Source organism: Kribbella monticola (assembly GCF_003261635.1).
Taxonomy (GTDB): domain Bacteria; phylum Actinomycetota; class Actinomycetes; order Propionibacteriales; family Kribbellaceae; genus Kribbella; species Kribbella monticola.
Genome location: NZ_QFXK01000009.1, coordinates 108,077 through 133,938 on the forward strand (window position 1 = coordinate 108,077; position 25,862 = coordinate 133,938).

Genomic DNA, 25,862 nt, shown 5'->3' on the forward strand with positions numbered 1-25,862 from the left:
TCCCGAACTGAGGAGAGACATGTCCCTTCCGCGCAGACACTTTCTGGCGCTGGGTACGGGAGCGGCCCTGGCCACTACCGTCGCAGGACCGGCCGCCGCCACTGCCGGCCAGACCGGCGGCGGTGCCGGCGGGCACTACCGCTGGCGCAACGTCGAGATCGTCGGCGGCGGCTTCGTCACCGGCATCATCCATCACCCCAAGCAGCGCGGCCTGGTCTACGTCCGGACGGACATCGGCGGCGCGGCCCGGCTGGACGTCCGCACCGAGCGCTGGGTCCAGTTGCTCGAATGGGTCGGCTGGGACGACTGGAGCCTGACCGGCGTCGAGAGCCTGGCCCTCGATCCGTGCGATCCGTCCCGGCTCTATCTTGCCGCCGGCACCTATACCAACGAGTGGTCGCCGATCAACGGCGCGATCCTGCGCTCGACCGACCAGGGCCGCACGTTCCAGCGCACCGACCTGCCCTTCAAGCTCGGTGGCAACGAGCCGGGCCGTTCGATGGGGGAGCGGCTCGTGGTGGATCCGCTGGACGGCCGGGTGCTCTATTTCGGCACCCGGAACCAGGGCCTGTGGCGCAGTACCGACCGTGGCGTGACGTGGGCCCGCGTCGACAGCTTCCCCGTCGTCGGCACGCCCGGTATCGGGATCGGCTTCGTCTTCATGGATCCGCGAGGTGCCCGCCGGGGCCGCCCGACTCCGGTCATCTACGCGGGCGTCACCGATCCGGCCGGCTCGCTGTACCGCAGTACGGATGCCGGCCGCACCTGGGCCTTGGTGCCGAACCAGCCGACCGGGTTGTTGCCGCACCACGGTGAGCTCGGTGCGGACGGCTTCATCTACCTGACCTACGGCGATCGCCCCGGGCCTTACGAGATGTACGACGGCGCGGTGCACAAGGTCGACACGGCAACGGACGAGTGGACCGACATCACCCCACTGCGGCCGAACACCGGCGGCGAAGCAGGATTCGGGTACGCCGGCCTGTCCACCGATCCGCGCCAGCCGGGCACGGTGATGGTCTCCACGATGAGCCGGTGGGGTCCGGTCGACGACGTGTTCCGGTCCGTCGACGGCGGCGCGACCTGGCATTCGATCGGCGAGCGGATCGTGCTCGACACGTCCGGTGCGCCGTACCTGACCTTCCACGGTCCGTCCGCCAAGCTGGGCTGGATGATCGGTGACATCTCTATCGATCCGTTCGACTCCGACAAGGTCATGTACGTCACGGGCGCGACCATCTTCGGCACGGACGACGTCACCGGCGCCGAGGCGGGCCGGAGTACGCACTGGTCCGTTCGGGCGCAGGGTCTCGAGGAGACGGCCGTATTGGATCTGATCAGCCCGCCGTGGGGACCTCCGTTGATCAGCGCACTCGGCGACATCGGCGTCTACCGACACGACCGGCTGAACGTGGTCCCGCCCGATGGGCAGGCGTCCAATCCGGTCTCGGGGAGCTCGCCCAGCCTGGACTACGCAGCTACCGCTCCCGGGTTCGTCGTGCGCGTTGCCTATGGCAACTCTTTGCAGCGCGGTGCTTACTCGACCGACGCCGGGGTGAGTTGGCAACCGTTCGCCGGTGAGCCGGCCGGTTCATCACAGCCAGGGAAGATCGTTCTCAGCACCGACGCCCGGACGATCGTGTGGGTGCCGGGTGACGTCGTGCCGCACTACTCCCGCGACCGTGGTGCCACCTGGACCGCGGTGACCGGCCTGCCCGCGCAGGCTGTGGTCGTCGGCGACAGGGTCGACGCGAGCTTGTTCTACGCGTTCGATCCGTCCACTGGTACGGCGTACCGCAGTACCAACGGTGGTGCGACTTTCTTGCCCTCGGCAACGGGTCTGCCTACTGGGAACGGCAAGCTCGAAACAGTGCTGAACCGGGTGGGTCACTGCTGGCTCGCGGCCGGCGCGGGCGGACTGTTCCGATCGGTCGACCGCGGCGCGACGTACCAGCCGGTGGCGTCGATCGAAGAGGCGTACACCGTCGGGTTCGGTAAGGCAGCGCGCGGACGGACGGAGATGGCGGTCTACAGCTCAGGCAAGGTGGCCGGTCAGCGCGGGATCTTCCGCTCCGACGACAGCGGCCGGAGCTGGCTGCGGATCAACGACGACAAGCACCAGTTCGCGTCCACCGGCGACGCGATCGCCGGTGACCCGCGGGTCTACGGCCGGGTGTATCTGTCCACCAACGGCCTGGGAATCCCTTACGGGGAACCGGTCTGAGCGCTTCAGCGCTTGGCGGGAGCCGGGCAGGTGCTCGCGCGCGGAGTCAGCTGCGGTCGCAGCAGGGTCATCGCGGCCACCTGTCCACCCTCGAGCTTGGTGATCAGCGATTCCACCGCCTGCAGGCCGATCTCGTCGGCCGGGATGGCGACCGAGGACAGTTGTGGCACCTGCCGTTCGGCGACGTCGTCGGCGCAGATCGCCATCAGCGACATGTCCTCGGGCACCCGGCGGCCGAGCCGGCGCAGGACGTCGAGCAGCGGGCCGATGATCGGCTCGTTCTGCACGACCAGGCCGGTGATGTCGGGGTGGTCGCGCAGCAGTTGCTCGACCGTGCCGAGGACGGCGTCGAAGGTGTGCTCGCAGGGCGTCTCGACGCCGAGCACTCCGCGCCGGTCGGCGGCCGCGGTGAAGCCGGCCAGGGTTCGCTGGGCGAAGCCGGTCTGGCGTTCGTAGACGGCGGACGGCGTACCGAGCAAGGCGATCGAGCGGTGGCCGAGGTCGGCCAGGTGATCGACGCAGTGCTCACCGGCGGCGACGAAGTCCAGGTCGATACAGGTCAGTCCGTCGGTATCGGCAGGGAAGCCGATCAGGACCGACGGCATGGACAGCTCGCGCAGGACGGGGACGCGTTCGTCGTGCAGCTCGACGTCCATCACCACCAGGGCGTCGACCAGCGAACTCTGCGCGACCCGTTCGAGTCCTTCGCGCCCTTCGTCGGCCGTCAGCAGCAGAACGTCGTGGTCGAACCGGCGGGCGGTCGTGACGACCGCGGTCGCGAACTGCATCATCACCGGGACGTGCATCCCGGTCCGCAGCGGGATCACCAGGGCCAGCACGTTCGAGCGCTGGCTGGCCAGGGCCCGGGCGCTGGCATTGGGGCGGTAGCCGAGCACCCGCACGGCTTCCTGTACGCGGTCGCGGGTGTCGGAGGAGATCGAGCGCTTACCGCTGAGGACGTACGACACTGTGCTGGCCGCGACCCCCGCATGGCGGGCGACATCGGCGATGGTCACCATCGGCGTCTCCTCTTCATCAGAATTCGAAGCGCTTCGAAATCTGTTCGGTCAGGGAACAGCGTCGAGTGCGGGCCGCTCACTGTCAAGTGCGGCTGTGAGGTCGCCAGAGCTCACAGCCGCACCCGGGCAGATCAGGAGGAGGTGACGGAGTAACTGTTGGTGGTGAAATTCATGCCGCCACTGGACGAGGTGATCTCGAATCCGAATTGCACTTCATTCATCGTGGCGTTGCCGATCCAGCCGCGGGACTTGATCCAGTTCATCACCGCTTTGATGTCGACGGTGCCGGAATTGGTGTTCGAGGTCCGCACGAACGAGTAGACCGCGTTGGACCCGTTGCTGCCCTTGTAGACATTCCAGCTGTGGCCGCCGACCGACGCCGAGGTCTGGAAAGAACCGATCGGCCCGACCGCGCCCTGCTTGTTCATCCAGAGCATGATCTCGTAGGCGTTGCCACCGGCCCAGATGTCGTAGGCGCTGGTGTAGGCGCCGCCACTGGGCGGGCTGACGTTGAAGCTGCTGCGCAGGGTGCCGAGGGAGTCGATGCTCCGCCCGATGTTCCTGGCCGAGTGCGGGTAGGCCTTCACCCCACCGGTGTTGGGATGGTTGGCCCAGACACCGAAATTGCTGTAGGAGTTGGCCCAGATCGTCTGTGGGCCGGCGCCGCCGCCCCAGACGTCGTTGCGGACCGTGTAGCCGCCGTTGGACCAGGACGCGAACTTGTCCGACGACGACCAGGTGGCGGCACTGGCGGGTAGTACGGCGGTGACGGACGCGGCGAGCGCCGCGACCAGGGCTGTTGCCAATTTCCAGGATCTCGACATGCTGATCTCCCTCTTCGGGGGCGGAACCACAGGGCACGACGGGCAACTGCCCGCCGTCAGCAGGGGAACGGGTCGGGTCGCGCGCCGGGCGGTGGCGCGCGACCCTGTCGAAGCGCTTCGAAAAGTTCTCGAAGCTCGAAACCGGAATGCGGTGCGGGCATTGGGTTCTCCGTGATCCTTGGTCTGTCGAATTCGATTCGAATCGACGGACGAGGTCAACCAGGTGAGCTGGCGGAATAGGAGAACTATTGCAGCCGTGTTAATCGGGAGTCAACAGCCGGTAATGCCCTGATTGCGTTTGGCAACAGATTCGCCGGCGGCTACCCCTCGAGCTTCGTGCGCAGTGCCGTCCAGCCGCCGGCGGCGACGGTCACTTCACCGTCGACCTGTTCGCCGCTGACCAGCTCGATCCCGTCGGACGGCAGCCGGACATCTTCGGCCGTGTGGTTCAGAACGAACCGGTACCGCGCGTCCGCCGAGCGCCGCGTGATCACCTCGACGCCGTCGGGCAGGTCGACCGGCGTGATCCCGGCAGCACCGACGACTTGCGTCATCAACGACCGGTACGCCGGGTCGGTGAGCCAGGTGGAGGTGTACCAGACGTTGTCGCGGCGGGTGATCGCCGGCAGGCCGTCGAGGGCGCCGCCCTGGTAGTGAGCGATCGCCTCGGCGCCCTCGAGCCGGACCCGTTCGCTCCAGCCTTCGGCCAGCTCACCGGTGTCGAGGTGGATCGTGCCGTCCACCGGCAGGAACTCCTCGACGCGGACACCGAGCAGTTCCCGGAACGCGCCGGGGTAGCCGCCCAGCCGGATCTGCGTGGTCTCGTCGGCGATCCCGCTCAGCGAGGTGATCAGCAGCTGGCCGCCGCTGTCGGCGTACTGGTTGATCGAGGCAATCACCTCGTCACTGGCCAGATACAGCGACGGGACAACGACCACTCGGTACGCCGTGAGGTCGGCGGTGGGATGCGCGAAGTCGGTCCCGATGCCGAGCTGCCACAGTTGCCGATGGGCGGCGCGAACCGCTGCCAGGTAGTCGATCTCGGGCGACGGCAGTGCCGGACCGTCGGTCGCCCACCAGGATTCGGCATCCCACAGGATCGCGACTTCCGCCTCGACCTCGGCGGTGTCGGCCTCGGCGAGCCGCGGCAGCAGTTCACCCAGTTCGGTGATCTCGCGGAAGGCCCGGCTGTCGGCGCCGGCGTGCGGGACCATCCCGCTGTGGAACCGTTCCGCGCCGCCACGGGACGCCCGCCACTGGAAGAACAGCGCGCCGCTCGAACCGCGAGCGATGTGCGAGATGCTGTTGCGCGCCATCCGCCCGGGCTCCTTGGCGTGCATCCGGCCGCGGTCGTTGAACGAGCCGGCCGCCTGCTCCATCAACAGCCAGCGGCCACCGCCCCACGAGCGGGCCAGGTCCGCACCGAATGCGGTCTGCTGCTCCGCCTCGATGCCGGAACCGTCGGGGTAGTGGTCGATCGCCACCAGGTCCACCTCGCGGGCCCAGCGCCAGTGGTCGACGGGAACCCAGCCGCCGAAGACGAAGTTGGTCGTGATCGGGATGTCCGGGGTGAGCGCACGGAGTACCGACTTCTGTTCCTGGAAGGCGGTCAGCAACTCGTCGGAGAGGAAGCGCCGGAAGTCCAGCATTTGCGCGGGATTCGGCAGGTACTGCGTCCGTCGCGGCGGGAACACCTGCTCCCAGACCGAGTAGCCCTGACTCCAGAAGGCCGTCGTCCAGGCGGCGTTGAGCGCAGCCAGGTCGCCGTACCGGCCCTGCAGCCAGGTCCGGAAGGATGCGGCGACGTGATCGCAGTGGCAGGTGGAGCCGTACTCGTTGTGCACGTGCCACATCGCGAGCGCAGGATGATCGCGGTACCGCTCACCCAGCACCCGAGCGATGCCGACGGCCGCCTCCCGGTACGCCGGCGCGCAGACGCAGTAGGTGTCCCTACTGCCGTGCAGCAGCCGTACGCCGTCGGCCGTGACCGGCAGCGCGTCGGGATGAGCAAGGCTGAACCACGGAGGCGGTGAAGCGGTCGGTGTCGCCAGATTCACCTTGATGCCGTTGCCGTGCAGCAGATCGAGCACCTGGTCGAGCCAGCCGAACTCGTAGCGCCCGGGCTCCGGCTCGAGACTCGACCAGGAGAAGACGCCGACCGTCGCGAGGTTCACCCCAGCACGGCGCATCAGCTCCATGTCCTCGGCCCAGATCTCGGGCGACCACTGCTCGGGGTTGTAGTCGCCACCGTAGTAGAGCTCAGGCATCGACGACCACCGTGACGGTGAACTGACCACAGCTGCCTTCAAGCACCCGGGATTCCACCTGGCCGCCAGTCAAGGTCAGCTCGATGACCGCGCCGGTCTCCCCGTTCGGCCCGGGGAGACGGACGCGTGTCACCGCACCCTCAGCGGGTGCGTACCAGCGCAGCTCGACACCATCGGTCCAGTCGTACTCCGGACGGTCGTCCACTGCGCCGAAGGGGATCACCGCGCCCTGCCTGGCCAGCAAGGGCAGTTCGTCGAACCCGTAAGTGCGGGTGACCCAGCGGCTGCCGTCGAACTGTTCGCCGGTGAGCAGGTGGGTCCACGTTCCTTCGGGAAGGTAGAAGCGGACCTCGCCCTCCTTGCTCATCACGGGTGCGACCAGTACGTCGGGGCCGAGCATGTACTGGCGATCGAGGTACGCGACGCCCGGATCGGTGGGGAACTCCAGCACCATCGGCCGCATCATCGGCGTACCGTCGGTGTGGGCGTCTTCGGCGACGACGGCCAGGTAGGGCATCAGCGACATCTTCAGCTTGGTGAAGCGACGCAGTACCTGAACGGCCTCCTCATCGAAGGCCCACGGCACCCGGTACGACCCGGACCCGTGTAGCCGCGAGTGCGACGAGAGCAGGCCGAACGGCACCCAGCGCTTGAAGACGGCCGCGTCCGGCGTGCCCTCGAAGCCGCCGATGTCGTGACTCCAGTACCCGAAGCCGGACGAGGCGAGCGACAGCCCGCCGCGCAGCGACTCGGCCATCGCCTCGAAGGTGGACTCGCAGTCGCCACCCCAGTGCACCGGGAACTGCTGGCCACCGACCGTCGCCGAGCGCGCGAACAGTACTGCGTCGCCCTCGCCGCGGTTCTCCTTCAGCAGGTCGAAGACGGCCTTGTTGTAGAGGTGCGGGTAGTAGTTGTGCATACGCTGCGGGTCCGAGCCGTCGTGCCAGACGACGTCGTCGGCCGGGATGCGCTCGCCGAAGTCCGTCTTGAAACAGTCCACTCCGAGATCGATCAGTGCCTGCAACTTGGACCGGAACCAGGCGGTCGCGTCCGGGTTGGTGAAGTCGACGATCGCCATCCCGGCCTGCCACAGATCCCACTGCCAGACCGAGCCGTCGGTCCGCTTCAGCAGGTAGCCGAGCTTGCGGCCCTCCTCGAACAGCACCGAGCGCTGCGCGATGTACGGGTTGATCCAGAGGCTGATCCGCAGGCCGCGCTCCTTCAGCCGCTGCAGCATCCCGGCGGGATCCGGGAACGCCACCGGGTCCCAGAGGAAGTCGCACCAGTGGAACTGCCGCATCCAGAAGCAGTCGAAGTGGAAGACGCTCAGCGGCAGATCCCGGCTGGCCATCCCGTCGACGAAGCTGGTCACCGTCGGCTCGTTGTAGTCCGTGGTGAACGACGTGGACAGCCACAGGCCCATCGACCAGGCGGGGACGCGGGCCGGCCGACCGGTGAGACCGGTGTAGCGGCGCAGCACGTCCTTCGGCGTGGGGCCCGCGATCACGTAGTACGAGAGTGCCTGTCCCTCGACGCTGAACTGGTTGCGGGAGACCACCTCCGAGCCCACCTCGAAGGAGACCTTGGCGGGAGTGTCGACCAGTACGCCGTACCCCGAACTGCTCAGGTAGAAGGGGACGTTCTTGTACGCCTGCTCGCTGGAGGTGCCGCCGTCGGCGTTCCAGATGTCGACGACCTGGCCGTTCTTCACCAGTGGGCCGAACCGTTCGCCGAGCCCGTAAATGGTCTCGCCGACGCCGAGCGCGAGCTGTTCGTGCAGGTACTGGCGGCCTTCCTGGTCAGTGATCAGGCCGATGCTGCGGGCCGACGAGCCGGTCAGCACGCGGCCGTCCCGCTCGAACCGCAGATCCCACGGCCCGTCGAGCTGGACCACGGCGGTCAGCTCGCCGCTGGTCAGCCGGGCGGTGTCCTCGTCGACCTCGACCTTGACCGGATGGTCGTCGTCGCCTGCCAGCTCGAAGGCCGGCCGCGGCGGCAGTCCGCCGCTGTGGTGCTCGATCCGGACGCCGATGATGCCGGCCGAGGGCGAGCTGAGGGTGACGGTGAACAGTGGCTGGTTGAGCGTGTCGCCGCGGCCGATGATCTGCTTGGCCGGCGCGTAGACGATCAGCGAGCGTTCGGCGGCTTCGACACTCTCGACCGCGGCCGGGCGCAACCGGGTCAGCCCCGGCCGCAGCTGCCAGTAGCCGTCTGTGAACTTCATCGACTGCCTTTCTACTTGACCGCGCCGACGGTGACGCCGCGGGTCAGTGTGCGCTGGAAGATCAGGAAGAACACGACGGTCGGGAGCAGGCTGATCAGTGCCCCGGCGTTCGTGGTGGTGGCGTCCATCAGCCGATCGCCTTGCAGGGAAGCAAGAGCGAGCGGCACGGTCTGGGTGCTGTTGTCGATCAGCATCACCAGCGGAATGAAGAACTCGTTCCAGGTCCAGATGAAGAAGAAGATCAGCAGCACCGACAGCGTCGGCCGGACCGTCGGTACGACGACGCGCCACAACGTGGTCCACCGGCCGGCGCCGTCCAGCGCCGCGGCCTCCAGCAACGCCTTCGGGAAGGTGCCGAGTACCGACGCGAGCAGGTAGGTACCGAAGGCGCTCTGGATGACGGTGAAGATGATGATCACGCTGAGCCGGCTGTTGTAGAGGCCGAGCGACTTCGCCATCGAGTACAGCGGGTAGACCAGCGCCTCCTGCGGGATCATGTTCGCCATCAGGAAGAGGGCGACGATCCACATCCGGCCGCGGACCCGGCCGACGCCGAGCGCGTAGGCGTTCAGCAGGGACAGTACGACGCCGAGCACCGCGACCGAGCCGGAGATGACGATCGAGTTGACCAGCTTGCCGCCGAAGTGGACCTGCTGCCAGTACGTCTTCAACCCGTCCAGCTGGAACGACTTCGGCCACGCCAGCGGCCCGTTGCCGGAGTAGTCGGCCGGCGACTTGAAGGCGTTCATCAGCATCACCGCGAACGGCACCAGGACCAGCAGCGCGGTGAGGACGACGAGGGCCAGGACGACCCAGCGGGCCGTACCTTGTTTGTAGCGATCGGGGTCCTTGCGGGCCACCCGGCTACGGGTCAGGGTCAGTGTGGTCATGATTCGGTCCTGCCTTGGAGCTTCAGGAAACCGATGCTGACGGCAACGATCACCAGGGTGAGCGCGGTCGCGACGGCAGCGCCGTACCCGACCTGGAGCTTGTTGAAGAAGGCGTTGTAGGCGAAGTACGACGGCACGGTGGTCGCGTGGTTCGGGCCGCCGCGGGTGAGTGCCCAGATCGGGCCGAACACCTTCAGCGCCGCGATCGTGCAGGTCAGCGTGATCACGAACGTCTCCGGCCTGATCTGCGGCAGCGTGATCGCCTGGAACCGCCGGAACCAGCCCGCCCCGTCGATCTCCGCCGCCTCGTACAGATCCGGGTCGACGCGTTGCAGGGCGGCCATGAAGATCACCACCGGGTAGCCGATCTGGACCCAGATCATCACCAGCATCACCATCGGCAACGCCGTCTTGGGATCACCCAGCCAGTCGTGCTGGCCGAGCCCGATCGCCTTCCCGACGGCGTTCACCGCACCGTCGGGACGCAACAGCCAGCCCCACAGGATGCCGGCCACGACGACCGGCAGTACCTGTGGGAGGTAGAAGGTGGCCCGCAGGAAGGAGGCCGTCTTCGGCCCGAACCGCCGTCCGATCACGTCGAACAAGGTGGCCGACAGCACCAACCCGATCAGCGTCGGCACCACCACCATGGCGACCACCATCGCCGCGGTGTTGCGGAACGACGTCCAGAACACGTCGTCGTGCAGCAGCCGGGTGTAGTTGTCGAACCCGATCCAGCGCGGGTGGCCGATCCCGGACCACTTGGTCAGGGACAGGTAGAGATTGGCGCCGAAGGGGACGGCGACGACAGCGGTGAAGGCGACAGCCCCGGGCAGCAGGTACCACCAGTAGCCTGCCTTGCCCCGGGTCATCCGTTCTTGATTTCTTGGACGCCCTGGTCGTAGGCCTTGCCGAGCTCGGCGAGTACCTGGTCAGGATTCTTGGAGCCGTTGATCAGCGACTGACCGCCGGCCACCAGCACGTCGTAGTACCCGGGCACCGGCCAGTCGGGGTAGAACGCGAGGCCGTCGGCCTTGGTGATCGCGTCGAAGTTGGCGATCAGTTCCTTGTTCTTGGGGTCGGTCACCTTGGCGAGGTCCGCCTTGACCGGTACGCCGCCGTTGTTGGCCATGATGGTCTGGATCTCGGGCCGCATCGTGATGTCGATGAAGTCGTAGGCCAGCTTCTTGTTCTTCGACTGCTCGGGGACGACCCACAGGTTGCCGGAGGAACCCGCGTTCAGCTTGTTGCCGGGGAACAGGAACGTGCCCCAGTCGAACTTCTTGATCTCGGTCGCGAACCGGCCGTACCACCACGAGCCACTGACGATCATCGGCGTCTTGCCGGCGATGAAGGCGGTGCCCATGTCCTCGGCCTTCAGGCTGGCCGACTGCTTGGAGATGTAGCCCTTCTGGACCCAGTCGCGGAAGGTGTCGGCGCCGTACTTGAGCGGGTCGGCCTTGAAGTCGACGCTGCCCTTGTAGAGCTGGTAGTTGTCGACGAAGGAGCGATCGGCCTTGGACAGCGCGAGTTCGTAGTACAGCTGACCGGCCGGGTACTCCGCGCCGGCCATCCCGAGCGGGGTGACCTTCTTCGCGACGAAGGTGTCCATCGCGGCGGTCATCTCGTCGAGCGTCTTCGGTACGGCGACGCCGTACTGCTTGAAGAGGGCCTTGTTGTAGTAGACCATCACGTACTCGCCGTAGTTCGGGACGCCGAACCAGTTGCCGGAGCCCATCACGCCCTTGTCGTCGTACCGGGCGGTGGTCTGCAGGCTCGGGCTGAGCACCTTGTCCCAGCCGCGCTTGGCGACCTCGTCGCTCAGGTCCGTGAGCAGGCCCTTGGAGCTGAGCAGGCCGGCGGTGGCGTTGCCCTTGTTGTACTCCATCAGGTCCGGCGCCTGGTCGGAGGCGAGGATCATCGACGCGTTCTGCTGGATCTGCTCGAACGCCTTGCGCTCGAACTGGACCGTGACGCCCGGGTGCTCGGTCTTGAACACCTCGATCGCCTTGTCCCAGGCCTTGCCCATCGCGCCGTTCGCGCTTTCGTAGTGCCACAACTTCAGCGTCCCGGTCCCGGTGTCGCTGCCGCTGTCGTTGTCGTCACCGCTGCTACCGCAGCCGGCCAGCACGAGAGCGAGCGAGACGATCGCCGCTCCTGCTGAGATCATGGTGCGGGGAAACCGCATGGGTGTACTCCTTTGAACGGGTGTGTGTCCGGTGCTTTCCTCGGTCCGTCGTCGCGTTGCAGCGCGGCGGCGGACCCTTGTCAGTGCTTGCGCGCCTCGGCGCTGGTACCGCGGATCTCCAGGACGCAGGGCAACAGCTCCTGGTACGTCGATGTGTCGTGCTCGCCCACTCTCTTCAACAGCGCCCGCGTCGCCGCCGCCCCCAGCGCCGCGCCCGGCGAGGTCATCGCGGTGAGCGCCGGGCTGGCCAGATCAGCGACCACCTCGGAGGTCACCATCGACACCACCGAGACGTCGCCCGGTACGTCGAGTCCGGTCTCGCGCAGTTCGGTCAGGATGCCGAGTGCCGCGTTCTCGTTCATCACCAGTACGCCGGTCAGCTCGGGGGACTGTTCGCGCGCCCTCCGGATCGCCTGCCGACCGCTGGTCGCGGTGTCGTCGCTCGGCACCATCAACCCTTCGACGCCGTGCCTGCGCACGGCCGCCTCGAACGCCGCCGCTGTGCGTCTTGCCGGGCCGTATCCGCTGGCCAGGCTGGCTTCCGAATGGTTGACGTAGGCAAGCGTCCGGTGGCCGAGCCCGACCAGGTGCGCGACCGCGTCGTCGACCGTCTGCTCGAAATCGATGTCCACACAGGCCAGCCCGTCCGCGTCCTCGGTCCGGCCGATCAGCACGAACGGCACCTGGAGTTTGCGGAGCAGGTCGACCCGGCGGTCGGTCAGCTGCACCTCCATCACCAGGAAGCCGTCGAGCAGCCGCTGGGTCGCCAGGGTCTGCAACTCGTCGGAGTCGTCCGTGCCGACCGAGCACAGCATCAGGTGATAGCCGGCCTGCCGGGCCGCCTCGGTCGCGCCGGTGACGAAGGCGGTCTCGGTCGCGCCGAGGCCACGGCCGGTCAACGGCAGCAGCAGTCCGACGATGTTGCTCCGCCGGCTGGCCAGCCCGCGGGCCATCGCATTGGGCTGGTAGTCGAGCTCGGCCATCGCCGCCAGCACCCGCTCGCGGGTCGCCTCGGAGATGGGCCTGGTCCCGGTCAGCACGTACGACACCGTGCTCACCGAAACCCCGGCACGCCGGGCGACATCGGTCATCGTCGCCACCGGCCCACCTCCTGTCGAAACGCTTCGTCGAAACGCTTCGACAAAAGCTAGGCCACCGACCAGAACCCGTCAAGAGGCGGTCCGGGTCTGCGATCGTCAGCTGGTGGGGTGGCAGTGTTTTTCAGGCTGGCTAGGTGCGCGGTCAGATCCATGGTGACGTGAGTTAACAGCCGGCCGAGACCTCTGCGGTGCTGTGCGGTGCGTGACGATGTCGAATTCTGCTTCACCGACAGTCGAATATCGGGTTCGACGCGTCATACCCTCCTCACATGGGCTTCTCCATCAAACTCGCACCCGGTGTTCGGGTCCGTGCGTCCAGTCGGGGACTGCGGACCAGCGTTGGACCGCGGGCAGCACGCGTTCATATCGGCGGTGGCCGGACCGGATTCTCCAGCGGGGTAGGCCCGGTCGGCTTCTATACCAGCACTGGCGCCGGCCGGTCACGCGGAGGTGGTGGCTCCCGACCGTCGACCGGGACGTCGGCGCGAACCCTGGCCAACGCTGCCAAGGCGGAACAGGCCTCTGAGCTCGCGAACGCACTCAGCGCCATCTTCGACCTACATCGGTCCGAGTTTCCACCGGCGCAACGGCCCATTGCTCCTCCTCCGCCGCCGGTCGACATAGCGGGCATCACCGCCAAGCACCACAAGGCTGCCCTCGCCGGCATCGGAATCTTCAATCGATCCGCCAGAAGCGCGGCGAAGGCTGCAGCTGATCACGCGGCCGGTGCCGAGGCCGCCGCTGTCGCCGCCGCTGACCGTGCCAAGCACGGTGCCTACCAGGAGGAGCTAGATCGCCTCTGGGGACGACTCGTAGACAACGATCCGGACGTTGTCTTGGGCACTCTCGCCGAAGCGTTTGAGGACAACGAAGCCGCGGCCGCTCCTATCGGCGTCGTCGGCTCCGAGGCCTCTGTGGTCGTCGTGGTTCCGCCAACCTCAGCCGTGCCAGAGCGTCTGCCGGCTACGACCGCGGCCGGCAATCTGTCCTTGAAGAAGATGACGAAACGCCAACACGCTGACATCTACAAGCTTCTCGTGTGCGGGTATGTTCTTGCGACCGTAAAGGAGGCGTTCGCCGTTGCGCCGGGCCTGACCCATGTGCGAGTGGTCGCCCTGCGCAGGGCGGAGACCGACGCCTACGGCAAGGCCCGTATCGAAGCACTCCTAGCTGCCAGGTTCTCCCGTGATGCCCTCTTCGGCGTGCAATGGGCGACCGTTGACGCCGCGGTGATCGTCAACGACGTCAGTACCGATCGAATCGCCCGGTTGTCTGGGCCCAACAAAGAGTTCAGCGCCATCGACTTGGCCGGCGAACCGGATCTAGCTGCGGTGATCGCGGCTGTTGACTTGACAGAGCTCGCTGGTTGATCCGAATGGCACAAAAGGGCCAACGGGGCTGATCCTTGCCAGATGGCTGCTGAAGGGGTCGGTTTCTGGGCTGCTTGCGGGTGCTGGCGGTCGGTAGGATGTTCGTCTTTCCTGCCTTACAGCCGTTCGACGACGGGACTGGCATGTGAGGAAGACGCAGACCAGCGAAGGATCGCGTTCCTGGCTAGTGGGGGCTGGCGTTCTTCTTCCTGATGTCCGGGGACTGGGGCATGGCCCGGCGGCGGCGGACGGGGCGAGCTTTCTGAGAGAGCGATTGCTGAGGATGCTCGTGCCGCTGGTGGTCGTGTACGTCGCTGCCGCAACACTCCATCGAGGACACCCCAAGGCCCGCTCCCACGACTCGTTGACGCCGTACGACGGAACGCCGTACCGGATTGGTGTTGGGTTCGGAGCTTTCACCGTCGGGGTGGCCACCGAGATCATCGACTTTCTCGACAGGTGATGGAAGGACCCCGGCTACTCGTGGCCGTGCCGTCCTTCCTCATCCATCAGCCGTGATCCTGCTGCTCGCGTACTACGTCGTCCGCTGGGACGCGGGCGTCCTCCCGAAGTACGCCGTACTGATGCCCGCCGCCTTCCTGATCTCCGCGGTGCTCGCGTGTCTACTGTCCACCCTGCCCGGTGTCTCGATGCTCATCTGCGTCAACGCCAGGCCTTCGCCGCCCAGCCCGCGGAGAGCTGATCTGCACAGAACCTTCACGAGTTGTGCCCGGTTCCTGGGCAAACGGGCTTCTAGGGTCGGAGCATGGGAAGCGAAGCGGGTCGGCGGATTCTCGTCGTCGAGGACGAACCGGTCATCAACCAGGCCGTCACGGACCGCCTGCGCGGCTCCGGGTACGACGTGGTGCAGGCCTGGGACGGTCCCGGCGCGGTCAGTGTGTTCGCCGACACCGCGCCCGATCTGGTGCTGCTGGACGTGATGCTTCCCGGGTTCGACGGGCACGAGGTGTGCCGGCGGATCCAGGCCCGGCGGCCGGTCCCGGTGCTGATGCTGACGGCGCGCGACGACGAGGCGGACATCCTGATCGGGCTGGGCATCGGGGCCGACGACTACCTGACCAAGCCGTTCCGGATGCGGGAACTGGTCGCGCGGGTCGGTGCGCTGTTGCGACGGGTCGACCGTGCCATGGAGCTGGCGACCCAGTCGAGCAGTGACCTGGGTGACCTGCGGATCGATGCGGCCGCCCGCCGAGTGTGGGTGACCGGCGCCGAGGTGCACCTGACCCCGACCGAGTTCGACCTCCTGCTCTGCCTCGCGGCGAGCCCTGGCGTCGTGCTCACGAGGGAGAACCTGTACGCCGAGGTCTGGGGCTGGCCGGGTGCCTCCGGGACACGGACGGTCGACAGCCACGTGAAGGCGCTGCGAGCCAAGATCGGCGCGGACCGCGTACGCACGGTCCACGGCGTCGGGTACGCGCTCGAGACGGTGGCGCCCGGTGAGTAAGCCGCTAGACCTGGTCCGCTCGATCAAGGTGAAGCTGGGCCTCCTGGTCGCGGTCAGCGTCACGCTCGCCTCGGTCGGTGCTGCAGTCGGTGCCGTCGGCAGCGTGCCGGTCTGGCTGAGCGTCCCGGTCACCGTGGCGCTGGCCCTCGGCGTGACGCAACTGCTGGCCGCAGGTATGACTTCACCCTTGCGGGAGATGACCGCCGCCGCGCGAGTAATGGCCCGAGGCAACTATTCCGGCCGGGTCACCGCCACGTCGAGCGACGAGGTGGGCGAACTGGCCCGCGCCTTCAACCGGATGGCCGAGGATCTGGCCGCCGTCGACCGGCAGCGCCGCGAACTCGTGGCGAATGTGAGCCACGAACTGCGGACTCCGCTGGCCGCCCTCTGTGCGGTCCTCGAGAATCTCGTCGACGGAGTTGCCGAACCGGATCCAGCCACCCTGCGGACCGCGCTCGACCAGGCCGAGCGACTCGCTGCCCTCGCCTCCGACCTGCTCGACCTGGCCAGAGTCGATGCCGGCAAGGCGGAACTGTCTGCCCAGCAGGTGCCCGTCGCCGAACTGCTGGAGCGCGCCGTCGCCGAGGCCGAGGTGATCGGCCGCGAAGTCCGGTACGACGTACGCGTCACGCCACCGGATCTCACCGCACAGGCCGACCCGGCGCGGCTCCACCAACTGGTCGCCAACCTGCTCGACAACGCGTCCCGGCACAGCCCGGCCGGTGAGACCGTCCGGATCACCGCCGCGAAGACGGCGACCGGCTGGCGGCTCGAGGTCGCCGACGAGGGACCGGGGATTCCGGTCGCCGACCGGGACCGGGTCTTCGAGCGGTTCGGGACGCTCGGCGAGACCGAGGGTGGTGGCGGTACCGGGCTCGGTCTCGCGATCGCCCGCTGGGTGACCGACCTGCACGGCGGCACCATCCACTTCGTCGAGCCCGAGCCGCGCAGTACCGGAGCGCGGGTGCGCGTCGACCTGCCGAACCAACCCGTCCACCAGAAAGCCGAGGAGCAATTCATGACCAAGCCGGTCGACAGTCCCGTCCCCAAGGCGGCCAGCGCACCCAGCACTCCAGCCCCGGTGACCCGGGCGCCGGAGTCGGGAATGGACCTGTTGTTCGGCAGCTTCTGGCCGGACGCGCGCGTGCCGGGCAAGCTGCGCGCGGTGCTCTACAGCCTCGTGGCCGGTCTGCTGGCCGGCATCATCCTGCCGTTCCGCGACCTCGGCCTCGGCACCTTCGTCGTCCTGGCGGCGGCCGGCGTCGTGATCCTTCGCTTCAGCGTCAATCGCCGGTCGCGGTTCACTCAGGCCTGTGCCGCCCTCTGTTTCCTGCTGGCGTCGACCGCTGTCTTCCGGGACGCCGGCTGGATCGTGATCCTGTGCTTCTTCGCCGGTGGTGCCGTCTGCGTGGCTGCACTGGTGAACGGCCGCACCCTGCCCGCCTTCGTCTTGGCAGGTATCGCCTGGCCGCTTGCGGGTCTCCGTGGACTTCCGTGGCTGGGCCGCTCCCTGCAGACGGTCACCGGGCTGAAGGCGAGTGCAGCCGCCTTGCGGACCGTCGTGTGGTCAGTGCTCGGGGTCCTCGTCTTCGGGCTGCTGTTCGCGTCCGCGGATGCGATCTTCGCCAAGTGGGCGGGCGCGCTCGTCCCGGACCTGAGGTTCGATTCGTTCGTACTGCGTGCGTTCATCACCGTTGCGGTCGGGGGAGTGGTGCTGGCGGCAACCTACTTGGCTCTGAACCCGCCGAACGTCGAGCCGGGCGGGGGGAGCGCACGGCCGGTCGCCCGCCGGTACGAATGGCTGGCGCCCGTCCTGCTGGTCGACGCCGTCTTCCTTGTTTTCCTGGCTGCCCAGGCAACTGCGAGCTTCGGTGGGCATGCCTACCTCGAGCGGATCACCGGGCTGACCTACGCGGAGTACGTCCATCAGGGCTTCGGCCAGCTCACGGTCGCCACTGCGCTCACGCTCCTGGTGGTGTGGGCCGCTGCCCGGAAGGCACCTCGTACTACGGCCGCCGACGTGGCCTGGCTGCGCGGGTCACTCGGCCTGCTGTGCGTCCTGACCCTGGTAGTCGTTGCCTCGGCGCTCTATCGGATGCACGTCTACCAGGAAGCCTACGGCTTCACGCAGCTCCGCCTGCTGGTCGACGTCTTCGAAGGCTGGCTGGGACTGCTGGTGGTCGGCGTGCTGGCTGCGGGTCTGACGCTGAAGGCGAACTGGCTTCCCCGCGCGGCGTTGCTGAGTGGTGCCGGGCTTCTCCTTCTGCTGGCCGCCATCAACCCGGATGCCTGGATCGCGCAGCACAACGTGGACCGGTACGCCCAGACCGGCAAGGTGGATTGGCCTTTCCTGCAGGAGCTTTCGGACGACGCAGTGCCGGTCCTGGCGACCCTGCCGCCGGACGTTGCCGGCTGTGCTCTCCAGGGCTACAAAGTCAGCGACGACGACTGGCTGGAGTGGAACCTCGGCCGCCATCGCGCCCAAGCCACACTGCGAGCCGCCCACAACGCGCCGGCCGCGGTCTGCCCAGCCGTCCGCTGATCGTCGATCGGTTGCTGAGGGCCCCGACAATTTCGGGGCCCTCGGCAATCATGCTTGGGTGGCCAGGACCCGCACGTCCCACGGTCCGAGCGTGAGTTTGCCTTCGACCGGGGTGTCCGCCAGTACGTCGTGCAGCGGCTCCTCGAGGTCGACGCCGACCGTGTCCCAGGACCAGTTGTGCACGAACTTGAGCCGCCGCCCGTCGGCCGCGGTCGCTGACGTGATGCTGACGCTGGCCGGCAGTTCGGTCTCCGGCCCCGGCGCGATCCAGCGGAACAACGCGACCGCGAGTGGTCCGTTGGGAACCGTGCCCACGTAGGTGATCCGGCCTTGACCGTGAGCGCGGGTGGTGATCGCAGGCCATCGCCCGAAGTGCGGATGATCGTAGCTCGCCAGCACCTCAGCGCCCTCGACCTGGAGGCCATCGGCCCACCGGGTGGCAGCGGCGTCGCCACCGAGTTGCAGGGCAGCTCCGTGGACCCGAACCTCGTGGCTGAGATTGCTGAACTCGTCGTACGTCACCCCCGCTGCCGCTGCGAGTCGACCAGGTTGAGCGTCGGTACGAGCTCGTGCTTCTTGATCGGCGTAGCCGGTGCGTGGTCCGACGACGAGGTGACCGCCGGCTTCGGCGTACGCGACGAGTTGGTCCAGCAGGCTGTTGTCGGCCAGATACAGCCCGGGTACGACGAGGACGGGGTGCTCTGCGACCAGTTCTGGGCCGGTGAACTGACTGGCGTGCAGGACGCGCACCTGCAGGCCTGCCTCGAACGCCCCACGGTAGAAGGGATCGAAGAGACCGTGGTACGAGCGTTCGTCTGCGCTGCCGTCCTGACGGGAGAGCGCCGGGTACTTCTGCATCAGCCACTTGCTCGGCACCGAATACAGCATGGTCACGTCGCTGTCGGGTGTCAGATCGACCATCAGCGATCCGGCTGCCTCCAACTCCGCGCCCAGGCGCGCGATCTCTTTGTACGTACGGCCGGGAAGGCCGCTGTGGGGGAGCACGCCACCCCAGTAAGTCTCCGTACCGAAATGCAAGGTGTGCCAGTGCCAGTACTCGATCATCTTCGCTCCGCGCGAGATGAGGGCCCAGGCCGCCTGCCGCCATTGGCCGTCGTACGCCGGCCGGTTGTCCCACGGGAAGCCGATGGACTGGGCGTTCGTCTCGGTGACCAGGAACGGGCGCTGCTGTGACGAGTACATCCGGTCGGCGCTGAGGTAGAGCGCCCAGGTGCCCGTGGTGGTCCAGTTCTGGGGGAGGTCAGCTGCCGGTGGCTGCTGGAGCCCGTCCTGCATCGCGTAGTACGGATTGCCGGCCGCCACGTCGAGCCGGCGGACCAATTCGTCGTCGGCGATTCCCGGGCGCTCGTACGAGATACAGGTGGTGACGAACTGGTCGGGCCGCGCGTACTCGCGGACGATGTCGGCCTGCCAGCCGATGAAGTCCGTGGTCAGGTCGGCCTGGAACTGCCGCCAGGCAACGTCGTACTGCGGTTGCACGTTGCCGTCAGGCGTCCACAGGTCGGCCCAGTCCGACAGACGATGGGACCAGTAGACGAGTCCCCACTCGTCGTTGAGCGTCTGCACATCGCCGTACTTGTGCCGCAGGCTGTCCACGAACCGCTGGAACACCCCGTGGTTGTGGAGAACCTCGTTGCCCGGCTCGTTGTCGACCTGGTAGCCGATCACCGCCGGGTGATCGGCATAGCGGGCGACGATCTTGCGGATCACCCGCTCGGCGTGGAAGAGGAACCCCGGGTGGGTGAAGTCCACCTCCTGACGGGCTCCCCAGCCGATCCGCTGCCCGGTCTTCCGCTCGCCCGCGAGTTCCGGGTAGAGCCTGGCCAGCCACGGCGGTACGGCGTACGTCGGGGTGCCGAGCAGTACAGCGATACCTCGGGCGTGTGCGCCGTCGAGAACGGGTTGCAGCCAGTCCAGGTCGAACCGGCCGTTCTCCGGTTCCCAGGTCGACCAGACCGACTCACCGACCCGGATCACCGAGAAGTGAGCCTCGACCATCAGGTCGAGATCCTGCTCGAGCCGCTCGTACGGCTGGTACTCGTGGTAGTACGCAGCGCCGAAGAGTACACGATCTTGCACAGCGTTTCTCCAATGGTAGAAGGCGATTCAGCCCTTGACCCCGCCGGCCGACAGTCCGGACTGCCAGTAACGCTGCAGCAGCAGGAACGCGGCGATCAGCGGGATGACCGACAACAGCGACCCGGTGACGACCGAGGACAACAGCGCGCCGGTCGAGCCGCCGCCGCCGACGGACTGCGACGACCAGGCGGCGAGTCCGACTGTCACCGGGTAGAGCTTGGGGTTGTTGAGCATGATCAGCGGCAGGAAGTAGTTGTTCCAGGTGGCCACCAGCGTGAACAGCAAGACGGTGACCAGGCCGGGGGAGAGCATCCGGAGCGCGACCTGGAAGAAGATCCGGAACTCGCTCGCCCCGTCGATCCGGGCCGCCTCGATGATGCCGTCCGGGATCGCGTCCTGGGCGTAGATCCGCATCAGGTACAGGCCGAACGGGCTGACCAGCGACGGCAGGATGATCGCCCACGGGCTGTTCACCAGGCCGACCTTGCTGAACAGCAGGTACGTCGGGATCGCCAGGGCCGTCGTCGGCACCATGATCGACCCGAGCACGAGCGCGAACATCGCACCGTTGCCACGGAACCGGTACTTCGCGAAGCCGTACCCGCCGAGTGCGCAGAGGAACGCCGCGCCGCCGGCACTCACCACCGAGTAGAAGACGGTGTTGAGCATCCACCGGGCGTAGACGCCACCGTCGTACGTGACGGTCTGGCGGATGTTGGACAGCAGCGAGAAGTCCTTGCTGAACCACAGCCCGAAGCTGGAGAACAGGTCGCCCGTGGTCTTCGTCGACGCCACGAACAGCCAGAACAACGGCAACAGGAAGTACACGAACAGCGCGATCATGCCGATCATCAGCAGCCTGCTGCGACGCTCGGTCATCGGTTGCTCCTTCGGCTGGTCACGAACAGCACCGTGTACGAGGCGACCACGATGACTGCGCCGAGCAGGAACGAGACCGCCGCGGCGTAGTTCACCTGCTGACCGGTGAAGGCAAGCGTGTACGCGTACAGGTTGGGCGTGTAGCCGCTGTCGATCACGCTGGGGGCCAGCCGCTGCAGCAGGTTCGGCTCTGCGAAGAGCTGGAAGCTGCCGATGACGGAGAAGATCACGCAGAGCAGGATGGCCGGCCGGATCGCCGGGATCTTGATGCTCCACGCGGTCCGCCAGGCACTCGCGCCGTCGACGGCCGCCGCCTCGTAGAGCTCATGCGGTACGGCGCGCAGGGCGGCGTACAGGATGATCATGTTGTAGCCGGTGAACTCCCAGGTGACGATGTTCGCCATCGACCCGAGCATCCAGCCGCCGCTGAGGAACTTCGGTGCGGCCAGACCGAGCTTGTCCGCGAGTTGCGCGACCGGGCCGAAGTCGGGTCCGTAGAGGTAGCCCCACATCAACGTGGCGACGACACTCGGTACGGCGTACGGCAGGAAGATGCCGAGCCGGAACGCCTTCGCGAACCGGAGCAGGCCGCTGTCGATGGCCAGTGCCGCGAGCAAGGAGATGGCCAGCATGATCGGTACCTGGAAGGCGAAGAACTTCGCCACCCTGAGGACGCCTTGCAGCAAGCGATCGTCGTGCAGCGCGGTCACGTAGTTGTCCAGTCCCGCGAAGACGGTCCCGCCGATCAGCCGGTCCTGGAACAGGCTCAGGTACGCCGCGTAGGCCAGCGGGAGCACCAGCATCGCGGCGAACACGAGCATGAACGGGGCAACGAACAGGTAGCCGCTCGCGGCGGGGTCGACGCCCCGCCGCGGACGACTCGATGCGAGCCGGCTCATGGGTTGACCTTGAAGCCCTGGTTCTTCGCGTACGTCGTGGTCCGCGACTGCCACTGGTCGAGCGCGGCGCCGGTGTCTGACTTGTTGGCGAAGGACTTACCGACCGTTTCGTCCCAGTCGTTGACGGTCTGGTCCAGGAACGGCGGCCACTGGAACTTCGCATCGACGGTGGCACTGATGTCGGAGAACACCTGGTTGACCTGCTGACCGCCGTAGAAGGCCGGCTTCTCCTGCACGAATGCGGGATCCGTCAGCACCGCCTTGGTGGCGGGGAACAGGAACTGCTGACTGGCGAACATCTTGGTCGACGCCGGATCGGTGTTGAGGAACTCGGCCAGCTTGGCGGCCGCGATCGGGTTCTTCGTACCGGCGACCACCGCGGTCGTCGAACCACCCCAGTTGCCGGAGGTCGGCTTGCTCGCGTCCCACTGCGGCAGCGGGGCGGCCCGCCACTTGCCGCTGGTCGACTTGGCCGAGCCGGACAGGAAGACCGGTCCCCAGGCGGCGGTGAGCCAGCTGGCGTACTGACCGCGGTTCAAGGCCTGGTACCACTGGTCGGTGAAGTCGGGATCGGTCGACACCGAGCCGTCCTTGATCAGACCGTCCCAGTAGGCGCCGAGCTTCTTGGACCGGTCGTTGTTCAGGTCGACCTTCACCGAGTCGGCGCCGGTGACCTCGAACGGCTTGATGCCGGCCTGCCAGAGCAGCCCCATCCAGACACCGTTCTGGTTCGCGGCCAGGTTCGTCATGCTGACCTTGGGATCGGCGGCGTGCAACTTGCGGGCCGCGGTGGCGAACTCGTCCCAGGTCTTCGGTACGGCGATGCCGTACTTGTCGAAGATGTCCTTGCGGTACAGCATCCCCATCGGCCCGGTGTCCTGCGGGATCGCCCAGACCTGGCCGCCGGAGCCGGTCACCTGGTTCCAGGTCCAGTCGACGAACTGCGGCTTGAGCGCTTCCGCGCCGTACGGACGAAGATCCACCAGGCTCTTCGTGATCGAGAAGGTCGGCACGTACTGGAACTCGATCTGGGCCGCGTCGGGTGCGCCGGTGCCTGCCTTCAAGGCAGTCCGGAGCTTGGTGTACTGCGGTTCGCCCTGGCCCGCGTTGACCACGGTGACCTTGATCGCGGGGTACTTCTGCTCGAACAACGCCACCTCCTTCTTGATGTCCGGAACCCACGTCCAGAAGGTGAGTTGGGTCGGGGTGGTCATCGCCTTGTCGATATCGGCCTGGCTGACCGCCTGCGCCTGACTCGAACTGCCGGCCGGCTTGCTGCCGCCCCCACAGGCGCTGAGGGCGAGTACGGCGGCGAGGGTGACTGCGATACCGGCGCGTCGCCGGGTTCTGGGAAGACCGATCACTGCGAACAACTCCTCGGAAGATGGCAAGGCGGTGCCTGGGCAAGGGGCATCGGCCCAGTGCCTGGACGGCTCACTGCTGGGATGGACTGCGGGTCAGAGCGAAGTGGTCAGGACGCCGTACGAGCGGTGCCGGTGGACTGACGGACGACCAGCTGGAGCGATGATGGCTCCAAGGCGGAAGAGCGGTCACCGGTAGGCGACTCGATCTCCGTGATGAGGTTCTGAATGCCGCGTTCGACGTGCACGTCGAAGTCCTGCGGGATCGTGGTGAGCGGCGGCGTCAGGAACGCCGCACTCGGGATGTCGTCGAAGCCGACGATGCTGACGTCACCGGGGACCGTGCGGCCGGCCTCGGTGAGCGCCCGCAGTACGCCGATGGCCATGTCGTCGTTGGCGACGAAGACGGCGGTGACCTCGTCGTTGGCTGCCAGCTCCTGACCGGCCGCATAACCGGAGGCGGGCAGCCAATCGCCTTGCAGGACAGGCGGTTCGGGGGCACTCGCATCGGCGAGCGCCTGCCGCCAGCCGAGGAGTCGGTCCCGGGCGGCCCACCAGCGCTGTGGGCCGGCGACATGCCAGACGGTCCGGTGGCCGAGGCCGAGCAGATGCTCGGTCGCGGCCCGCCCGGCGCCGACCCCGTCGCCGCCGGTGACGATCATCGGGCGGGCGCTGAGACCGGGGAAGTGGCCGAAGCTGAGCACCGGGATGTCCAGCTCGATCGGCCGGCCGTCGCCCTCGTCGATCGGCTCGGACAAGATGATGCCGTCCACGCCCTGCTCGAGCAGGACGTCCACGGCGCCGGACACGCCGCCGGCATCGCCCTCGAAGGTGTTGACCATGCTGAGCGAATAGCCGGTACTGCGCAGCGCGCGCTCGACCGCCACGAGCTGGGTCGACGGCCCGAACAACGCCGTACCGAGACAGACCACGCCGATCCGCCGGGTCCGGCCGGAGTTGAGCGCGCGGGCGGCGTCGTTGCGGCGGTAGCCGAGCTCGCGCATCGCGGCCTGGACCCGGAGCCGGACCTCTTCCTTGACGTACGGCTCGTCGTTGAGCACCCGGGACACGGTCTTCTGCGAAACCCCCGCCAGCCGGGCGACATCCGTACTCCCAGGACGACGCGCCGGCCTACCCTCACCCGCCGACCGCGTCTGCTCCATGAGACCTCACCTTAAGCGGGAACTGCCTTCTGACTACGCAGTCAGAATGTGTCTACGTAGTCAGAACGTCAAGACGCGGTAACCACACTGTGACCTAAGCCACGCGACTACTTAGCGCGAACGACAGGCTCCTGCGGCTCGGACAGCAGCGCGATACGGGCGCGCAGCCGCTTGGGGTGGCGGGCCAGCGAGATGGCCATCGGCACCACCAGGACGGCGGGGACGAGCAAAAACCAGTTCGAAAAGACGAAGGCGCCAACGAGGTCGGCTGTTGTGTAGACGGCGCCGGCGATCGCCAGCAGGGGGTACCGGCGCCGTACCTCTTGGAGCTGCCGCTGCGCCAACCGGAGCGCCGCGGCCCGTACTTCGGGATCCGCTGGAGCCGGTCCCTTCTGGGCGGCCCGCATCGCTGTCCGCCGATCCGTCGCGGCGATCGGCCCGAGCGCCTGGTGCTCCATCCGCCACCTGTGTTTCAGGGCCAACGCGGTGCCGAGGCCCACGACCACACCGACCGGCGCTGCTGGGAGGAGTGCATCCTGCCAATGGCCGCCCTCGATCAGGCCCACCGCGAACAGCACGGCTGTCCACAGAACCGCGGTGACAAGGAACAAGGCCCAGGTCGGGAGCGAGATCAGGCGGTTGCGCATGGACTGAGTATCGCCCCGGACAGGATCAGCGCGCTTGGTTTTGAGCTGGTGGCGCGCCCCGGGGATGTCGTCGCCGAACTAGATGCCATCGGCAAGTAATCGCTGGCGATTGCAACAACCTGCAAAACGAGGGGGTTTGCAGCAACGTGCAATGCAGAAGGGGTACCGCTGCCGGCCTTCCGTTCGTAGCTTCGGGCTGTCAACTGTCTAGCTCGAGGGAGATGGAATGAAGAAGTTCAGCAGGGCGACGTCGGTGCTCGCGATCATGCCGCTGGCGGTCGCGGGTCTGGTCGTGTCGACGGGATCAGCCTCGGCAACGACGGTGGTTCCACCCGGCGGAAAGGGCAGCGCCTGCAGTGGGTACAAGTACGCTGACTCGACACACACCAGGAAGTGGCAGACCTGTGCGTGGGCCGATGCCGACGACGTGTGGTTCACGGTCAACTTCTCCAACACCAGCCCGTACGACTGGACTCCGAAGCTGGTCCAGGAGGACTACTACAAGTCCACGGTCTTCCATTCGTGTGGCAACGGAGCTCAGGCCGACTTCAAGGTCGCCAAGGGGACGACCAGGTCGACACCCTGGACGGCCTGCTTCGTCGCCCGGTCGCCAGGCGCTTACGCCTCTGTCGGAACAGTCTTCTACGCCAGCGACAGCGCCGGCGAGAAGCTGACCAGCCCCACCCTCCAGGTCCAGTAG

General features: G+C 67.3%; 20 protein-coding genes. 6 read left to right on the forward strand and 14 right to left on the reverse strand.

Going from position 1 to position 25,862, the window contains the following annotated elements; all coding sequences use genetic code 11:
* Positions 1 to 19 precede the first annotated feature (19 nt).
* The gene (locus tag DIZ26_RS04160) at positions 20 to 2,224 is read left to right on the forward strand and encodes a WD40/YVTN/BNR-like repeat-containing protein (RefSeq protein WP_112237888.1); all 2,205 of its coding nucleotides are present in this window, start codon (positions 20 to 22) and stop codon (positions 2,222 to 2,224) included.
* 5 nt (positions 2,225 to 2,229) lie between these two features.
* Here the strand turns inward: DIZ26_RS04160 and DIZ26_RS04165 are convergent, their stop codons facing one another.
* The 8 genes from DIZ26_RS04165 to DIZ26_RS04200 all read right to left on the reverse strand — a co-directional run bounded on the left by DIZ26_RS04165 (position 2,230) and on the right by DIZ26_RS04200 (position 12,727).
* Positions 2,230 to 3,243: a LacI family DNA-binding transcriptional regulator gene (locus DIZ26_RS04165; protein WP_112237890.1), complete on the reverse strand. Its 1,014-nt coding sequence runs from the start codon at positions 3,241 to 3,243 to the stop codon at positions 2,230 to 2,232.
* A 131-nt stretch (positions 3,244 to 3,374) separates the two neighbouring features.
* Positions 3,375 to 4,067, reverse strand: a complete 693-nt coding sequence (locus tag DIZ26_RS04170) for a glycoside hydrolase family 12 protein (protein WP_112237892.1) — start codon at positions 4,065 to 4,067, stop codon at positions 3,375 to 3,377.
* A 320-nt stretch (positions 4,068 to 4,387) separates the two neighbouring features.
* The gene (locus DIZ26_RS04175; RefSeq protein ID WP_112237894.1) at positions 4,388 to 6,334 is read right to left on the reverse strand and encodes a beta-galactosidase; all 1,947 of its coding nucleotides are present in this window, start codon (positions 6,332 to 6,334) and stop codon (positions 4,388 to 4,390) included.
* Positions 6,327 to 8,558 (reverse strand): alpha-xylosidase, encoded by a 2,232-nt coding sequence (yicI, locus tag DIZ26_RS04180; protein ID WP_112237895.1) that lies wholly within the window; start codon positions 8,556 to 8,558, stop codon positions 6,327 to 6,329. Before yicI ends, DIZ26_RS04175 begins: the two co-directional genes overlap by 8 nt.
* 11 nt (positions 8,559 to 8,569) lie before the next feature.
* Complete coding sequence (locus DIZ26_RS04185; protein ID WP_112237897.1) at positions 8,570 to 9,448, reverse strand: carbohydrate ABC transporter permease; 879 nt, start codon at positions 9,446 to 9,448, stop codon at positions 8,570 to 8,572.
* Positions 9,445 to 10,320 (reverse strand): carbohydrate ABC transporter permease, encoded by an 876-nt coding sequence (locus tag DIZ26_RS04190; RefSeq protein WP_112237899.1) that lies wholly within the window; start codon positions 10,318 to 10,320, stop codon positions 9,445 to 9,447. The genes DIZ26_RS04185 and DIZ26_RS04190 overlap by 4 nt, the downstream gene beginning before the upstream one ends.
* Positions 10,317 to 11,636 carry an ABC transporter substrate-binding protein gene (locus DIZ26_RS04195; protein ID WP_112237901.1) on the reverse strand — a complete coding sequence of 440 codons (1,320 nt, stop codon included), beginning with the start codon at positions 11,634 to 11,636 and terminating at the stop codon, positions 10,317 to 10,319. The genes DIZ26_RS04190 and DIZ26_RS04195 overlap by 4 nt, the downstream gene beginning before the upstream one ends.
* Positions 11,637 to 11,716: 80 nt before the next feature.
* Positions 11,717 to 12,727, reverse strand: a complete 1,011-nt coding sequence (locus tag DIZ26_RS04200; RefSeq protein ID WP_112238551.1) for a LacI family DNA-binding transcriptional regulator — start codon at positions 12,725 to 12,727, stop codon at positions 11,717 to 11,719.
* A 278-nt stretch (positions 12,728 to 13,005) separates the two neighbouring features.
* Between DIZ26_RS04200 and DIZ26_RS04205 the strand changes: the two genes are divergently transcribed.
* The 4 genes from DIZ26_RS04205 (at position 13,006) to DIZ26_RS04225 (ending at position 18,113) form a co-directional block, all read left to right on the forward strand.
* A complete protein-coding gene (locus DIZ26_RS04205) occupies positions 13,006 to 14,106 on the forward strand; it encodes a DUF4236 domain-containing protein (protein WP_112237903.1) in 1,101 nt (366 codons plus the stop codon).
* A gap of 289 nt (positions 14,107 to 14,395) precedes the next feature.
* Positions 14,396 to 14,569 (forward strand): hypothetical protein, encoded by a 174-nt coding sequence (locus DIZ26_RS04210; RefSeq protein WP_198675889.1) that lies wholly within the window; start codon positions 14,396 to 14,398, stop codon positions 14,567 to 14,569.
* Between the two features lie 303 nt (positions 14,570 to 14,872).
* On the forward strand, positions 14,873 to 15,571 hold the full coding sequence (locus DIZ26_RS04220) for a response regulator transcription factor (RefSeq protein WP_112237909.1): 699 nt from the start codon (positions 14,873 to 14,875) through the stop codon (positions 15,569 to 15,571).
* Entirely contained in the window at positions 15,564 to 18,113 is a 2,550-nt protein-coding gene (locus DIZ26_RS04225; protein ID WP_112237911.1) for a DUF4153 domain-containing protein, read from the forward strand. The genes DIZ26_RS04220 and DIZ26_RS04225 overlap by 8 nt, the downstream gene beginning before the upstream one ends.
* 48 nt (positions 18,114 to 18,161) lie before the next feature.
* On the opposite strand, the gene DIZ26_RS04230 is transcribed toward DIZ26_RS04225, so the two are convergent.
* The 6 genes from DIZ26_RS04230 to DIZ26_RS04255 all read right to left on the reverse strand — a co-directional run bounded on the left by DIZ26_RS04230 (position 18,162) and on the right by DIZ26_RS04255 (position 25,162).
* Positions 18,162 to 20,213 carry a beta-galactosidase gene (locus DIZ26_RS04230; RefSeq protein ID WP_112237913.1) on the reverse strand — a complete coding sequence of 684 codons (2,052 nt, stop codon included), beginning with the start codon at positions 20,211 to 20,213 and terminating at the stop codon, positions 18,162 to 18,164.
* Between the two features lie 27 nt (positions 20,214 to 20,240).
* On the reverse strand, positions 20,241 to 21,092 hold the full coding sequence (locus tag DIZ26_RS04235) for a carbohydrate ABC transporter permease (RefSeq protein WP_198675890.1): 852 nt from the start codon (positions 21,090 to 21,092) through the stop codon (positions 20,241 to 20,243).
* Positions 21,089 to 21,991: a carbohydrate ABC transporter permease gene (locus tag DIZ26_RS04240; RefSeq protein ID WP_112237915.1), complete on the reverse strand. Its 903-nt coding sequence runs from the start codon at positions 21,989 to 21,991 to the stop codon at positions 21,089 to 21,091. The genes DIZ26_RS04235 and DIZ26_RS04240 overlap by 4 nt, the downstream gene beginning before the upstream one ends.
* A complete protein-coding gene (locus DIZ26_RS04245) occupies positions 21,988 to 23,355 on the reverse strand; it encodes an ABC transporter substrate-binding protein (protein ID WP_198675891.1) in 1,368 nt (455 codons plus the stop codon). Before DIZ26_RS04245 ends, DIZ26_RS04240 begins: the two co-directional genes overlap by 4 nt.
* Positions 23,356 to 23,462: 107 nt before the next feature.
* Positions 23,463 to 24,515: a LacI family DNA-binding transcriptional regulator gene (locus DIZ26_RS04250; protein ID WP_112237917.1), complete on the reverse strand. Its 1,053-nt coding sequence runs from the start codon at positions 24,513 to 24,515 to the stop codon at positions 23,463 to 23,465.
* Positions 24,516 to 24,622: 107 nt separating this feature from the next.
* Positions 24,623 to 25,162, reverse strand: coding sequence for a hypothetical protein (locus DIZ26_RS04255; RefSeq protein WP_112237919.1), 540 nt, complete (start codon positions 25,160 to 25,162; stop codon positions 24,623 to 24,625).
* Between the two features lie 226 nt (positions 25,163 to 25,388).
* On the opposite strand from DIZ26_RS04255, the gene DIZ26_RS04260 reads away from it, so the two are divergent.
* Complete coding sequence (locus tag DIZ26_RS04260) at positions 25,389 to 25,862, forward strand: hypothetical protein (protein WP_112237921.1); 474 nt, start codon at positions 25,389 to 25,391, stop codon at positions 25,860 to 25,862.